At 71.1% G+C, this 12,522-nt stretch carries 16 protein-coding genes and 2 pseudogenes; 14 read left to right on the forward strand and 4 right to left on the reverse strand.

What is annotated here, in order from left to right; genetic code table 11:
- Nucleotides 1–94: 94 nt before the first annotated feature.
- Nucleotides 95–417 (reverse strand): annotated as a pseudogene (locus ACFWXO_RS42905) (plasmid stabilization protein).
- A gap of 530 nt (nt 418–947) precedes the next feature.
- Between ACFWXO_RS42905 and ACFWXO_RS42910 the strand changes: the two are divergent.
- The 3 genes and pseudogenes from ACFWXO_RS42910 to ACFWXO_RS42920 all read left to right on the forward strand — a co-directional run bounded on the left by ACFWXO_RS42910 (nt 948) and on the right by ACFWXO_RS42920 (nt 1,968).
- A complete protein-coding gene (locus ACFWXO_RS42910) occupies nt 948–1,232 on the forward strand; it encodes a hypothetical protein (RefSeq protein WP_380532038.1) in 285 nt (94 codons plus the stop codon).
- Between the two features lie 8 nt (nt 1,233–1,240).
- Nucleotides 1,241–1,666 (forward strand): annotated as a pseudogene (locus ACFWXO_RS42915) (methyltransferase); the annotation flags it as partial.
- A gap of 41 nt (nt 1,667–1,707) precedes the next feature.
- On the forward strand, nt 1,708–1,968 hold the full coding sequence (locus ACFWXO_RS42920) for a hypothetical protein (RefSeq protein WP_380532081.1): 261 nt from the start codon (nt 1,708–1,710) through the stop codon (nt 1,966–1,968).
- A gap of 64 nt (nt 1,969–2,032) precedes the next feature.
- Here ACFWXO_RS42920 and ACFWXO_RS42925 read toward each other — a convergent pair whose 3' ends face one another.
- Complete coding sequence (locus ACFWXO_RS42925; protein ID WP_380532041.1) at nt 2,033–2,989, reverse strand: TIGR03557 family F420-dependent LLM class oxidoreductase; 957 nt, start codon at nt 2,987–2,989, stop codon at nt 2,033–2,035.
- 138 nt (nt 2,990–3,127) lie between these two features.
- The gene (locus ACFWXO_RS42930) at nt 3,128–5,278 is read right to left on the reverse strand and encodes a catalase (protein ID WP_380532044.1); all 2,151 of its coding nucleotides are present in this window, start codon (nt 5,276–5,278) and stop codon (nt 3,128–3,130) included.
- A gap of 330 nt (nt 5,279–5,608) precedes the next feature.
- On the opposite strand from ACFWXO_RS42930, the gene ACFWXO_RS42935 reads away from it, so the two are divergent.
- The 4 genes from ACFWXO_RS42935 to ACFWXO_RS42950 all read left to right on the forward strand — a co-directional run bounded on the left by ACFWXO_RS42935 (nt 5,609) and on the right by ACFWXO_RS42950 (nt 7,397).
- On the forward strand, nt 5,609–6,019 hold the full coding sequence (locus ACFWXO_RS42935) for an STAS domain-containing protein (protein ID WP_380532047.1): 411 nt from the start codon (nt 5,609–5,611) through the stop codon (nt 6,017–6,019).
- A gap of 8 nt (nt 6,020–6,027) precedes the next feature.
- Nucleotides 6,028–6,261: a DUF6296 family protein gene (locus tag ACFWXO_RS42940; RefSeq protein WP_380532050.1), complete on the forward strand. Its 234-nt coding sequence runs from the start codon at nt 6,028–6,030 to the stop codon at nt 6,259–6,261.
- Between the two features lie 150 nt (nt 6,262–6,411).
- Complete coding sequence (locus tag ACFWXO_RS42945) at nt 6,412–6,579, forward strand: hydrophobic protein (RefSeq protein ID WP_380532053.1); 168 nt, start codon at nt 6,412–6,414, stop codon at nt 6,577–6,579.
- A gap of 239 nt (nt 6,580–6,818) precedes the next feature.
- Nucleotides 6,819–7,397: an MgtC/SapB family protein gene (locus tag ACFWXO_RS42950; protein ID WP_380532056.1), complete on the forward strand. Its 579-nt coding sequence runs from the start codon at nt 6,819–6,821 to the stop codon at nt 7,395–7,397.
- Nucleotides 7,398–7,536: 139 nt separating this feature from the next.
- Here ACFWXO_RS42950 and ACFWXO_RS42955 read toward each other — a convergent pair whose 3' ends face one another.
- Entirely contained in the window at nt 7,537–7,707 is a 171-nt protein-coding gene (locus ACFWXO_RS42955) for a hypothetical protein (RefSeq protein ID WP_380532059.1), read from the reverse strand.
- 735 nt (nt 7,708–8,442) lie between these two features.
- Between ACFWXO_RS42955 and ACFWXO_RS42960 the strand changes: the two genes are divergently transcribed.
- The 7 genes from ACFWXO_RS42960 (at nt 8,443) to ACFWXO_RS42990 (ending at nt 12,409) form a co-directional block, all read left to right on the forward strand.
- Entirely contained in the window at nt 8,443–8,877 is a 435-nt protein-coding gene (locus ACFWXO_RS42960) for an Hsp20/alpha crystallin family protein (protein WP_380532062.1), read from the forward strand.
- A 133-nt stretch (nt 8,878–9,010) separates the two neighbouring features.
- On the forward strand, nt 9,011–9,343 hold the full coding sequence (locus tag ACFWXO_RS42965) for an STAS domain-containing protein (protein WP_380532065.1): 333 nt from the start codon (nt 9,011–9,013) through the stop codon (nt 9,341–9,343).
- Nucleotides 9,340–9,741 (forward strand): DUF2267 domain-containing protein, encoded by a 402-nt coding sequence (locus ACFWXO_RS42970; protein ID WP_380532068.1) that lies wholly within the window; start codon nt 9,340–9,342, stop codon nt 9,739–9,741. Before ACFWXO_RS42965 ends, ACFWXO_RS42970 begins: the two co-directional genes overlap by 4 nt.
- Nucleotides 9,738–10,178: a DUF2267 domain-containing protein gene (locus tag ACFWXO_RS42975; protein ID WP_380532071.1), complete on the forward strand. Its 441-nt coding sequence runs from the start codon at nt 9,738–9,740 to the stop codon at nt 10,176–10,178. The genes ACFWXO_RS42970 and ACFWXO_RS42975 overlap by 4 nt, the downstream gene beginning before the upstream one ends.
- A 79-nt stretch (nt 10,179–10,257) precedes the next feature.
- Nucleotides 10,258–10,500 carry a CsbD family protein gene (locus ACFWXO_RS42980; RefSeq protein WP_380532073.1) on the forward strand — a complete coding sequence of 81 codons (243 nt, stop codon included), beginning with the start codon at nt 10,258–10,260 and terminating at the stop codon, nt 10,498–10,500.
- Nucleotides 10,501–10,517: 17 nt separating this feature from the next.
- Entirely contained in the window at nt 10,518–10,682 is a 165-nt protein-coding gene (locus tag ACFWXO_RS42985) for a hypothetical protein (protein WP_380532076.1), read from the forward strand.
- Nucleotides 10,683–10,837: 155 nt separating this feature from the next.
- Nucleotides 10,838–12,409 carry a PP2C family protein-serine/threonine phosphatase gene (locus ACFWXO_RS42990; protein WP_380532078.1) on the forward strand — a complete coding sequence of 524 codons (1,572 nt, stop codon included), beginning with the start codon at nt 10,838–10,840 and terminating at the stop codon, nt 12,407–12,409.
- Nucleotides 12,410–12,522 lie beyond the last annotated feature (113 nt).

Raw genomic sequence — 12,522 nt, forward strand, 5'->3', positions numbered from 1 at the left:
GCACCCACACGACGGCACGAGCATGCCTACCGACAGACGGCCACATACCTCACCTGGGAAAACGTGACCCTACCTTCGGTTTGGGAATCGCTTCTTAACGGCCCAAGGCGTGTTCGAGCTGCTTCTTGTTCATCTTCGAGCGGCCGTGGATGCCTCGCTGCTTGGCTTCGTTGTACAGCTGCTCCTTCGTGGGGCCCGTGGAGCCGCTGTACGAGTGCAGCCCGCCGCGCCGGGCGGAGGACATGTCCTTGACCGAGCTGCGGCTGGCGGTCTTCGACTCGCCGTGCCGGGCGCGTTCCTTGTTCACCGTGCGGGCGGCGATCTCCTCGGCGCGCTTGTTGCTCTCACCGCGCTCCAGTGCGCTTCCTTGATGTGCTCGTACTGCCGCTCCCGCTTCGGGCTTGAACCGCGAGGCATGGTCACACACTCCTGTCCGATCGCTGCGGGGCGCCTGTTTCCCGCATCTGTGAGAGGAATCCGAGGTGCTGGCGGCGAGCCGACCGGCTTGCGCCCGTGCGGCCGCGTGTCCGCAGGACCAGTGACGGGCTCGCGCGGCCTGCTGCTGCCGACCGCGTCCGCGGCCCGGGCGCGGCGCTGCTGCAGGCGTTCCGCAGCCGGATCTCGTGCAGGCGCTCGCCGCGTGCGGACCTGACGGCCACTTCGCTGGTGTGGGGCAGCTGGCGCGCCAGGGCGGCCCGGACGGCGTCACGGGGTCGAGGCAGACGACCTTGGTGGCGTTGCGGAGATCGTCGGGGCCGATTTCGGTGAAGGTGGCGAACTACCGTGCGGGAGGGTCCCGCGTCCGCTCCGGCCCCGGTGATCACGACGGTGGGGGAAGCAGGTTCCACAGGTTCCATGGTGCTCCGGGTTTCCCGGATTCGGCGTGGCAAACAGACGGGGGGCGGGTGCTGGGCCGTAGCGTCGGAGCGCGGGTCCAGCGTGAGGAGGTGGTGTGGTTGATGCCGGCGGCGGAACTGTTCGACGTTGATGGCACGCAGCTCGACACCGGCGCCGACAAGGCGGTCGGACGGACCGAGGAGCTCGCGTGGGTCGGCCACGCCGCGCCGCGGGCCCGCATCCGCAAGGCGATCGGCACAAGCGGCGGTCGGCTCCTGGACCACCACCTTCTGGGTGGGACCGCGATCACGCTGAGAACGCTGGCCTGTTCGTCTGCCTCGGCGACAGCGCGCGCGGTGGCCTGGCCGGGTTCGCGGCCGGCGGCCGGTAGGTAGCGCCGAAGGTGGACGACAGCGGCAGCTACGCGGTCTCCGCGGAGTTCTACGACCTGCTGCAGGCCGAGACCGACCGGCGTCTGGCCGAGCGGCGTTTCACCGGGGCAGCCGGCCGCGCCCGGTACGCGATCGTGGATGTCGGGGCGGGCACCGGCATCGTCACCGAAGTCCTGCTGCGGGCTTCCAGCGTGCCTGTTCACGCCGTCGAACCGGCCCCGGCCATGCGCGCCGCCCTGCTGTCCCGTCTGGCCCACCTCGGCGCGGACCAGCGCGCCCGGGTCACCGTGCATCCCGACCCCCTCGCACAGGCGGGTCTGGCCGCTGTGGCGGATGTGGCGGTCGCCTCGAACGTGATCGCCAGCTTGGACCCCGCCACCAGACGCGCCGTCTGGAAGGCGATCTCAACAGCCCTGGTGCCCGGGGGCCTGCTCCTGTTCGACCCGCCCCCGGCCGGCCGCCCGACGGGTGCGAGTCGGTGGCCCGGCTCGGGCCGGTGCGGGTGGGCCCGGACCTGTACAGCGCCGACGTCACCCGTCGGCCGGACTGCGGCATCGTGCGCACGGTCTTCACCTACCGCGTCGAACGCGACGGCGACGTGCTGCGCCAGGTACGGGAGGCGTTCGACCTGTGGCCCACCCCGCCCGAACAACTGGCCGAGGAACTGCACGCCGTAGGACTGCACCTTGTGCAGGCCCCCAGCGCGGACCTGATGGCCGCACGCTGCGCCGCCGAGTAACACCGACCCGCACGTGTCGACCTGCAGACGCGGGTGCCCTGCATACCGGACCCCGGCGCGTGGCTCAGCGGCGGAGGGCGGGCAGGACCAGCTCGCGATAGGCGTCGAAGAAGATCGCCTGGTCCGGGCCGATCTGTCCGACGTACACCTCGTCGAACCCGGCCCTCACATAGGCGCGCACCGTCTCCACGTGCTCCTCCGCCTCGTCGCCGCAGGTGACCGTCTCGGCGACCATCTCGGGGGTGACCAGCTCGCTGGCCTGCTCGAAGTGCGCCGGTGTTGGCAGCACCTGGGCGAGCTCGCCGGGCAGCAGCTCGGTCGGCCACAGCCGGTGCACCGCCTCGACCGCCGCCTCCCGGTTGCTGTTCCAACACACCTTCACCCCGCCGACCACCTTCTTGCCCGCGCCCCCGTTCTCCCGGAAGGCCCCCACCAGGTCCGCGTCCGAGGTCATGGTGACGAAGCCGTCCCCGATCCGGCCGGCCAGCTCGGCGGCCTTCGTCCCGAACGCGGACACGTAGATGGGCAGAGGCTGCGTGGGGGCGGTGTAGAGGCGGGCGTTGTTGACCGTGTAGTGCCGGCCCCGATGGCTGGTCACCTCGCGGGTGAACAGCCGACGCATCACCTCGACCGCCTCTTCCAGCATCTCGGCCCGCACGTCGAACGAGGGCCACGCGTCGCCGTGGATGTGCTCGTTCAGCGCCTTCCCGGTGCCGACGCCGAGCGCGAACCGCCCACCGAGCAGGACGCTGGACGTGGCGGCGGCCTGCGCGGTCACCGCCGGGTGCAGCCGCACCGTCGGGCAGGTGACCAGCGTGGTGACCGGCAGGCCGACGGTCTGCGACAGCGCGCCGATCATCGACCACACGAAGGCGCTGTTGCCTTGCGCGTCGTTCCACGGGTGGAAGTGGTCGGAGATCGCCAACCTCGTGAACCCCGCCTCCTGCGCCCGGCGGGCCTGGTCGATCAGCTCCGTTGGGGTGAACTCCTCGCACGCCAGGAAGTAGCCGTACTCCGTCATCGACATCCGCTCCTTTCGAACGGTGCGCGTTGCGGGTTTGAGTAGTCCGATCACCACGCCAGGCCGGACGGCGCCGGGCGACAGCCACCCCGGCCGGAGACCAGGGGGTGGCGCACGGGGGTGCGAAGCTCGCGGGCGTCAGCGGTCGGGGAAGCGGTGCTGTTCGGTCAAGGCGACGAACTCGTCCCAGAACGCGGTGTCGGCTTCCTGGCCGTTGCCGCGGACCGCGACCCCGGCCACCTGCTCCGGTCGGCCACTTGCTGCGGCCTCGAACAGTGCCGCCCCCGAGCCCAGCACGGCAAGCGGTTTGCCATGCCGCAAGGCTTCACCGACGAACCGCACGGCGTCGGTATCGGCGGCGAGCACCACTGTGCCGTCCGGCAGCACCAGGGTGTCGTACAGCACCGAGGCGGTCGTCGCCAGCGCCCGGTCGACCGCCACGTCCTGGCCGTCGCGGCCGGACACTGTGCCGCCGTGGCCGGCGAGAGTCTCCACCGTCGCGCCCTCGGCGCCGAGGCGGTTCCGCGCCGCCTGGACCTGCTCGGCGTCCACGCCGTCCGCCACCAGGACGGCGATCTTGCGGGTGCGGATGCCGGTTGCGCGCTGGTTCTCCAGGCTCAGCGCAGGCGAGACCGGCACGCCGGCCGCGTTCGCCTCGCCGTCCGCGGGGGACGGCTGGGGCGCGGGTTCGCCGATGCGTCGGGCGACCTCCTCGGCCAGGCTCTGGTCCACCCGGGTCAGATTGGCCACCATCCGCTGCCGCACCGCCCGGTCGCCGACCTTGCCGAGCTCGAAGGAGAACGCGGCGGTGATGTGCTCGCGCTCCCAGTCGGCCATGCTGCGCCAGAACAGCGCGGCCTGGCTGTAGTGGTCGGCGAAGCTGGGGCTGCGGCGCCGGATCGCGGCGCCGTCGATGCGCTGCTGGTAGTGCTCGAAGACGCCCTCGGGCAGGCGTCCGCCGCCTGGGGTGAACGGGCAGCCGCCGCCCACCGAGTTCGGCGCGTAGCCGGTACCGGAGTGGATGGTGTGCTGGCCGTAGCCGTCGCGGTGGTTGGTGCGCACCTCGGCCAGTGGGCGGTTGACCGGCAGTTGGGAGAAGTTCGGGCCGCCCAGGCGGATCAGCTGGGTGTCCAGGTAGGAGAAGTTGCGGCCCTGCAGCAGCGGATCGTTGGTGAAGTCGATGCCCGGCACGATGTTGGCGGTGTGGAAGGCGACCTGTTCGGTCTCGGCGAAGAAGTTCTCCGGGTTGCGGTCCAGCACCATCCGGCCGACCGGCCGAACCGGCACCAGTTCTTCGGGGACGATCTTGGTCGGGTCGAGCAAGTCGAAGGGGTAGGCGAACTCGTCCTGTTCGGGGATCAGTTGTACGCCGAGTTCCCACTCCGGGAAGTCGCCGGCCTCGATGGCCGCCCACAGGTCGCGGTGGTGGAAGTCGGGGTCGCGTCCTGCGGTGATCTGCGCCTCGTCCCAGACCTGGGAGTAGGTGCCGAGCTTCGGCGTCCAGTGGAACTTGACGAAGGAGCCCTGGCCCTGGGCGTTCACCAGGCGGAAGGTGTGCACGCCGAAGCCCTGCATCATCCGGTAGCTGCGCGGGATCGCCCGGTCCGACATCACCCACATCAGCATGTGGGTGGACTCGGGCTGCAGCGAGCAGAAGTCCCAGAACGTGTCGTGCGCGGATGCGCCGGTGGGGATCTCGTTGTGCGGCTCCATCTTCACCGCGTGCACGAAGTCCGGGAATTTGACCGCGTCCTGGATGAAGAAGACCGGCATGTTGTTGCCGACCAGGTCGTAGTTGCCGTGCCGGGTGTAGAACTTCGTGGCGAAGCCGCGCACGTCGCGCACTGTGTCGGCCGAGCCGCGCGGGCCCTGGACGGTGGAGAAGCGCACGAACACCGGCGTGCGGCGCCCCGGCTCCTGGAGGAAGTCGGCGCAGGTGTACTCGGCCAGCGACTCGTACGGCTCGAAGAAGCCGTAGGCGCCGGCACCCCGGGCGTGCACCACCCGCTCGGGGATCCGCTCGTGGTCGAAGTGCGTGAGCTTCTCGCGCAGCTGGAAGTCCTCCAGAAGCGTCGGGCCGCGCTCGCCCACCGTCAGGGAGTTGTCGGTCTCGTCGACGCGCACACCCTGGTCGGTGGTGAGCGGCCCGTCCGCATCCACAGCCCGGGCGGCATCGAGCGCGGCGTCCTTGGCGTCCCGCCCGCCGCGCGCGGGCGGGCCGGGGTTGGGGGTCTCGGTGACCAGGGGCGCGTGAGGGCGCCCTTCGGGCGGTCCGGGATTGACGGTCATGCCGTGTGCTCCTTCCGAGTGGCCAGCCAGGGCTTGTCTGTGCATCACCTGGCGTTGGTCGGCTGCCCGACCATCTGAGTATCAAACCGAACAAATCCCTCCAGACAGGACTTTAGGTCGGTACGGGTTGTGGCGCCGTCGCAGGCAGCGCCGGCCGGCCGAACCCGGTCTGTCTTGTGGCGCCCGCCGGTCGCGGCAACTCGGGCGTGCGGACGGTGCGGCTTGCCGGGGCAGGCCGAGCGGTCGCCTCGGGGCTCCGGGCGGTGGACGGTCACCGATCCGTAGAGGAGGATCGTAGGCGGACAGCTTCCCGCGCGAGGAGGCCCTCTCATGTGCGCCCACCGCCAGACCCATCCGGCGGATACGTCGGCACCCGATGATCCGGTCCTGCGGAACACGACCGCGGGCCTGCCGGGAACGGCCATCCTCGTCCGCCTGGACGGCGAGGTCGATCAGGAAGAGCGCCACCGCCTGGAAGGCGCGCTCGCCGGCGCACTCGACGACGGCCCGCCACTCTTGGTCGTCGACCTGTCACGCCTCGTCCTCTGCGACTCCACCGGCCGCAACGTCCTGCTCGAGACGCGCCTGGACGCCCGCACCATCGGAACCGAGCTGGTGCTGGCCGCACCGCTCCCGCAGCCCCGGCGGCTGCTGGAGGTCACCGGCACCGCCGAGGTCCTCACCATCCGTGACACCCTGCGCGCCGCTCTCAGCGGCGACCGCTGCCCGCCCGCCGGATGAGGCCCGCCGTGGACATCGCCGAACGCTACGCCGTCACCCTGCCGGGCCCGCCCGGTGCGCACCGGCCTCCCGAGGTCGTCGTCGTCCACGCCACCGGCGAGCTCAGCGCCGCCGGAGCCCCGATCTATGCCGACGACACCGGCACGTTCCGGGTGGAGGTCCAAGCCGGAGTGGCCAAGCCGTTGGCCGCGGCCCCAGGTCCGAGCCGGCACACCTGCCTGCACGCCACCGCGCTGCCCTGACCGCGCCGTCCAGCGCCCGGGATCCCGTGCGGCCCAGCAACGCAGCAGCGTTCCTCCGTCGCCAACTGTCGCCCCCGCAGGCCCAGCCGCTCGGGCGGCGGAATCATGCGGGCCGGGCGGGGCAGACTCACAGTGAGAAGGTGATCGTCCATGGTTGCTCTGCTTCTGGTCCTGCTCGTCATCCTGCTGCTCTTCGGCGTCGGGTTCGCCGTCCATGTGCTCTGGTGGGTGGCGCTAGCCGTCCTGGTGCTGTGGATCCTCGGATTCTTCGTCCGCGGAACCTCCGGATCCGGCCGCTCCCGCTGGTACCGCTGGTGACCAACAGCGCACTTCCAACACAGCCCCCCTGCGGCGGACCATCTGGCAGGCCGGACTCACCAGGCCGGCTCGGCCGGCCAGGCCCCCTGGCCCTCACCAGGCGGGCGGTGCCGTCGGCCGCCCCGACGGGAAGGGCACGGGCAAGGAGGGCGCAGGCGGGCGGGGACGTAACGCGGGGACGTCGTTGAGTTACGGGCACACCCGCCCGCCCGGCCGGCCGGCCGAAGTGGCCGGGCGGCGTGAACAAGCCGATCAGAGGCCGGACACTGCACGGGATCATCGAACCGTCCGTCCAGGGCTGGGCACAGCTGGCCGACGGCTTCGGCATCGCCCTGATGCTCTCGGGTGTCATCGGTCCGGGACGCGAGATCCGCCAGAAGGTCGCAGGGCTGCGCACCTACACGGTTGTCGGCCTGGGTGCAGCCCCGTTCACGCTCATCAGCAAGTACGGGTTCACCGACGTGCTGCACTCCGGCACGGTGAGCGTGGATCCCTCGCGGATGGCAGCCCAGATCGTTTCCTGGCTCGGCTTCATCGGCGCGGGCGTGATCTTCGTCCAGCGCGGGTCGGTGTGCGGCCTGACGACCGCCGCGACCATCTGGCTCACCGCCGCCGTCGGCTCAGCGGCCGCCGCCGGCCTACCAGTGCTCGCCTGCCTTGCCACCGCCGCCTACTTCCTGCTTTCCTACGGCCTGCGGCCTATGGTGCTCCGGCTGCCCCAGCTCGTCGGGCACGGCGACCTGGATGCCCTCACTGAGCGGCTGGTGCACATCTTCGGCGTCCTGGCCTGCAGCTGCACGAGCCAGGCGGACGAATGACCTCGTACTCATGGCAGGTGCAAACGTCACGCACCCCCGGGGCGCCGGGAACCGGGGCCAGAGCCCCTGAGCGGGGTAACCGCCGCAAGATTGCCACCGGCGTCCGGGGCCGCGGATCGTGCTCGCCGCGGCCCGGTACTCACGGAGCCTGGGGGTCGGCTGCCGGCGGCTCGTCGTCCGTTCCGTCCTTCTCGTCATCGGCCTTGGCCCGGACGTCCTCGGGAGTCGGGGCCGTGATGTTGCGCTGCTCCGCGGACCGCTTCCGTGTCGCGTCGTCGGTCGGGGCGTCGTTCTCGTCCGAAGTGCTCATGGCCCCATGGTCTCCCGGCGGGGAGCGGATTCCTGGATCGACACCACGTGCAGGACCATCAGCCCCCTGGGCACAGCCAGGACGCCGGGCGCACACCGCCCTGCCGAAGGCGTCCCGCTCGCCGAGCCGGCCACCCGCCCGGGCAGGGCGTGATGCGGGTCCTTCCGTCGGACAGCGGCGGCCACCTACATCGGTCCGTCGCGAGCGGGGCAGCTCAGCTCAGCTCACGCGGCGCGAAAAACCGGCCCGCACCGGACCCGGGCGAGTACGCCCACGAGGAACCGACGCCGTGCCCACCGACCTGACACCCGTGGTAGCCGCCTCCACCCGTTGGCTCCTGGCCGCCTACCGCCGCCGGCCCGCGCGCTCAACCAGGCACTCGCCCGGGCCCGGACCCGGCAAGCCTCCGCCGCCGCCCTGCGCTGCCCCGCCACCTGCGCCCAGCGGCCCCCACCGGCTGGAACTGGCTCACCGGCTGCGACCCGCTGCCCGACGACACCGCCCGGCGGACCTGGGCGGAGGAGACCGTCGTTCAGCTGGGCCGCCTGTCTGCCGGCCGATCCTGCCTGGCCGTGCGTGCCCAGCAAGTCCGACGTCGTGTCGCCAGGGGCGTGTTGCCTCCCAGCTGATGTCACTTCTTTGACGACTCAGTATTTGTCATCGAGTGGATGACGTGCTAGAAAGGTGTCAGGTGAAGCGCACTGGCACCCAACAATCAAGTGGAGGTGTTTCGCGATGCTGATGCGCACTGACCCGTTCCGCGAGTTGGACCGGCTGACTCAGCAGTTCCTGAACACGACCGGCACCTGGTCGCGTCCCACGCCGATGCCGCTGGACGCCTACCGCGCCGGCGACGAGTACGTGATCTGCTTCGATCTGCCCGGGGTGGATCCGGAGGCGATCGACATCGACGTGGAACGGAACATGCTGACGGTCAAGGCCGAGCGCCGCCCGCGCCGCGATGGTGAGGGCGTGAAGTGGGAGCTCGCCGAGCGCCCGCTCGGCGTGTTCTCCCGCCAGGTCATGCTCTCCGACACCCTCGATCCGGAAGGGATCACCGCCGACTACGAGTCCGGCGTGCTGACCCTGAAGATCCCGGTCGCGGAGAAGGCCAAGCCCCGCAAGATCTCCATCAGCCACAGCGGGGACCGCAAGCAGATCCAGGCCTGACCGGCAGCACCCGGGCCGGGTTGCGTCGCGCGGTTCCCCCCGGCCGCGCGACGCAGCCCACGGCACCACCCCACAGGACATCCGCCCCGAGCCCGCCGGGCGTTGTGCAGGCCGAGCTGACAGCGAGGGCGCCATGCACGCTCCTCACACGGCTGATGCCGCCACCGTGACCGCCTGTGGCGACATCGACCTTGCCACTGCCCCCGAACTTCGCCGAAGCCTCGTCGCCGCGCTGCACGCGCACCGGGACGTGGTGCTCGACCTGTCCCAGGTCACGTTCATGAACTGCGCGGGGCTGGCAGCCCTGGTCCACGCCCGCAACCTGGCCGACCGCCTGGGCGCGCACCTGGTCCTGCGCGGGGTCGGGCGAGACCTCAAGAGGCTGTTCCGACTCACCAGCCTGCACCGGCACCTGCTCCCCGGGTCCTGCCCCCCGGTGCCGCCGCGGAAGGGAGACACGACGTGACCCTGCGATGGGAAGCCTTCCTCGAAGCCGTCCGCGGGCGCGGCAAGTACGACACCGCGGTGGAGGCCGAACGGGCGGCGCGCGTCGTGCTCGCCCTGCTCGGCGCCCACCTCGTGGGCCAGATCCGTGCCCAGCTCGCCGCCCGTCTGCCCGAACACCTGGCCCTGATCCTGCTCAACCCGCTGCAGGCCACCGAACCGCTGGCCCCTGAACGGTTCGTGCGCGCCACCGCCGCCTGGATCGAGGGCGCCAGCGAGACCACGGCCCTGTGGGACATCGGCGCCGTCCTGTCCACGGTCGCCGACGCCGCCGGCGAGGACCTCCTGCGGCGCATCCTGTTCCAACTGCCCCCCGGCTACGACATCCTCTTCGGCCGCCCCCAGGACCACACCCCTTGACCGACCGCTCCCGCACCGCACCCGGAAGGCCCGCCATGAACCGGCACCACCGCCTCCTTGCGCAGCTGCGCGAACTCGGCGGCTACACCACCGACCAGGAAGCCGAGCACGTTCTGGACACCGTCGTGGCCATACTCGGCGCCCAGCTCGCGGGCGAGGAACGCTGCGCCCTCGCCGCCGCCTTGCCCGAACGCGCCCGTGCCGTGTTCGTGGCCCCGATCCCGCTCGACCGACCGGTCGGCGCCCCGGCGTTCGTCGAGGCCGTGGCCGGCAACCTCAACACCACCCTGGCGGGCGCTCGGTGGGACGCTTCCTGCGTCCTGACCGCCCTCGCCGACCTGGCCGGCGAGGGCCTCACCGCCCACCTGCTGGCCTGCCTGCCCCGCGGCTACGCGCTCCTGTTCGGCCGCGCTGACCTCACTCCGGCCGCCGCCTGACCCGGGGCGGTCCGAGGCCGCAGGTGTGCTCGGCGAGCGAAAATGCAGAGGAATCGGTAGAAATAGTGACGAACAGGCGGTGCCGGTGGCACCGCTCGCCGGACGACTGGAGGATCCGATGGGCGACCTGTCGAACAAGGCGCAGGAAATGGCCGGCAAGGCGAAGGAGAAGGCCGGCGACCTGACCGGGGATCAGGAACTCAAGGGCGAGGGCCAGGCCGACCAGGTGGAGTCGAAGGCCAAGCAGGTCGTCGACGACGTGAAGGAGGCCGCGCAGGGCGCCGTCGACCGGTTGAAGGGCGCCCTGGGGCACAAGGACTGACCGAGGGAGGCGCCGTCATGGCCCTGTTCCTGTTCATCGTCCTCATCGCCGTGGTGTGCGGCTTCGTCGGCGCCCTGGTGAAGGGCCTGCTGTGGCTGCTGGTCATCGGCGCCGTGCTGTTCGTCGCCGCACTCGTGTTCGGTGGCATGCGCCTGGGGCGTCGGCGCGAAGCACGCAGGTAGGAACACGCGAGGACCACCCCCGTGGTGCGCATGCGACTCGGCCGCCGACCGGATGCGCACCATGCGTCCGAGCCGATTGCGGCGCTTTGCCCGACGAACGCGGCGGCGCGGCAGACACGGTCGGCATCGCGGCTGATGCGTGGCATGCTCGGTGCATGGCGGAGCACGAGGAAGCGGCAGCACGACCCGTGCACAGCAGCACGGTGAACGAAGCCTCGCTGGAGGTGGTCCGTCGTGTGCTGGCCGGGCTTCCCGGTTCGGTCGCCTTCCTCGTGCCTGAATTCGGTCCCAGCGGCGAGGTGGAGGACCTCCGCTTCGCCGCTGCTTCGCCCCGCGCGGTCGACATCGGCGGCCGACGCGGCTCGGACCTGGTGGGGCTGACCGTCCTCCAGACCTATCCCGCCGTGGCGGGTACCGACCTGTGGCGCGGGTACCTGCGCGTGCTGGCGACGGAGACAGCCTGGGAGGGGGACCTGGAGTACGAGGAGGCCGCTGCCGGCATCCCCCACCGCTCCCGGTACCGGGTGTGTGCCACGCCGTGCGAAGGGGGACTGGTCGTCTCGTGGAACCGGCTGGATCGGCGCGAGCGCGAACAGCGCCGCCTGGACGTGATGCAGCGTCTGGGCAACATGGGGTGGGTGGACCGGGACCTCGTCCGCGGCGCGATCGCCTGGTCCGACGAGGTGTACTCGATCTTCGACCGTGACCGGTCCCTGGGCCCCCTGGCGTTGGAGGAGCTGTCCGCCTACGCCGACATTGAGGACCGCCCCGCCCTGGTCGAGGCGGTCCAGCGGCTGCTGAAGTCGGGCGAGTCCGCCGACTGCACCTTTGGCGTCCACCTGCCGCACGGGCGGACGCGGCACGTGCGGGTCGTCATGGAGGCCGAGACCGACGCTCAGGGCCAGCCGGTCCAGCTGTACGGCTTCTTCCAGGACCTCAGCGAAGCCAAACAGACTGAGCAGCAGCTGCTGGAACACGAACAGAACGCCCTCGCCCAGCAGGCGCTGCTGGCCGCTGAGCGCGATCTGGCCGCCCGCCTCCAGAACACCCTGTTGCCCGTGCCCGAGCAGACCCTGCAGGTCGCCGGACTCACCGTGGACATCGCCTACCAGCCACTCCAAGAAGGACTCAACCTCGGCGGCGACTGGTACAGCGCGATCGAACTCCCCGACGAAAGCGCCCTGTTCGTCGTCGGCGACGTCGCCGGCCACGGACTCGACGCAGTCGCCACGATGGCCCTGCTTCGCTTCACCGCCAAGGGCATGGCCATGACCGGCACCCCGCTGCCCGTCGTCCTCGCCCGCCTCAACGCTCTCTTGCTTCATGCCACCGGACGGGAGAGCCGCACAGCCACCATGATCATGGCCCGCTACGAGCCCGCTGCCTGCCGTCTCAGCTGGGTCGGCGCCGGCCACCTCCCGCCCTTGCTCCTGCGCGACGGCGAAGCCCGCTTCCTGCCCGCGCTCGGTGGCATCCTCCTGGGCGCCACCCCCACGGCACGCTACGAGGTGGCCTCGCTCGACCTGACGGAGGGTGACCATGTACTCCTCTACACCGATGGCTTGGTCGAGCGGGCGGGCGAGCCCATCGACGAGGGCCTGGCGCGTCTGGCTCGTGCCGCACTGCTCTGCGCCGGCGAGCCCGGTCTCCTTGCCGCCCTCGTGACTGAGCTGGTGGCTCGTGACAGCCGGCACGACGATGTCTGCGCGCTGCACATCCGTCGGTGAGGACGCAGCTGACCCGTAAGAAGCGTTTCCCAAACCGAGGGGCACGGCTGCCGCTCGAAACTCCGCACGCATTGGGCTCGTTCGGGTGATCACTGCGCGGTCGGCGCATAGGA

Origin of the sequence: Kitasatospora sp. NPDC059088 (assembly GCF_042738155.1) — a bacterium.
GTDB lineage: Bacteria > Actinomycetota > Actinomycetes > Streptomycetales > Streptomycetaceae > Kitasatospora.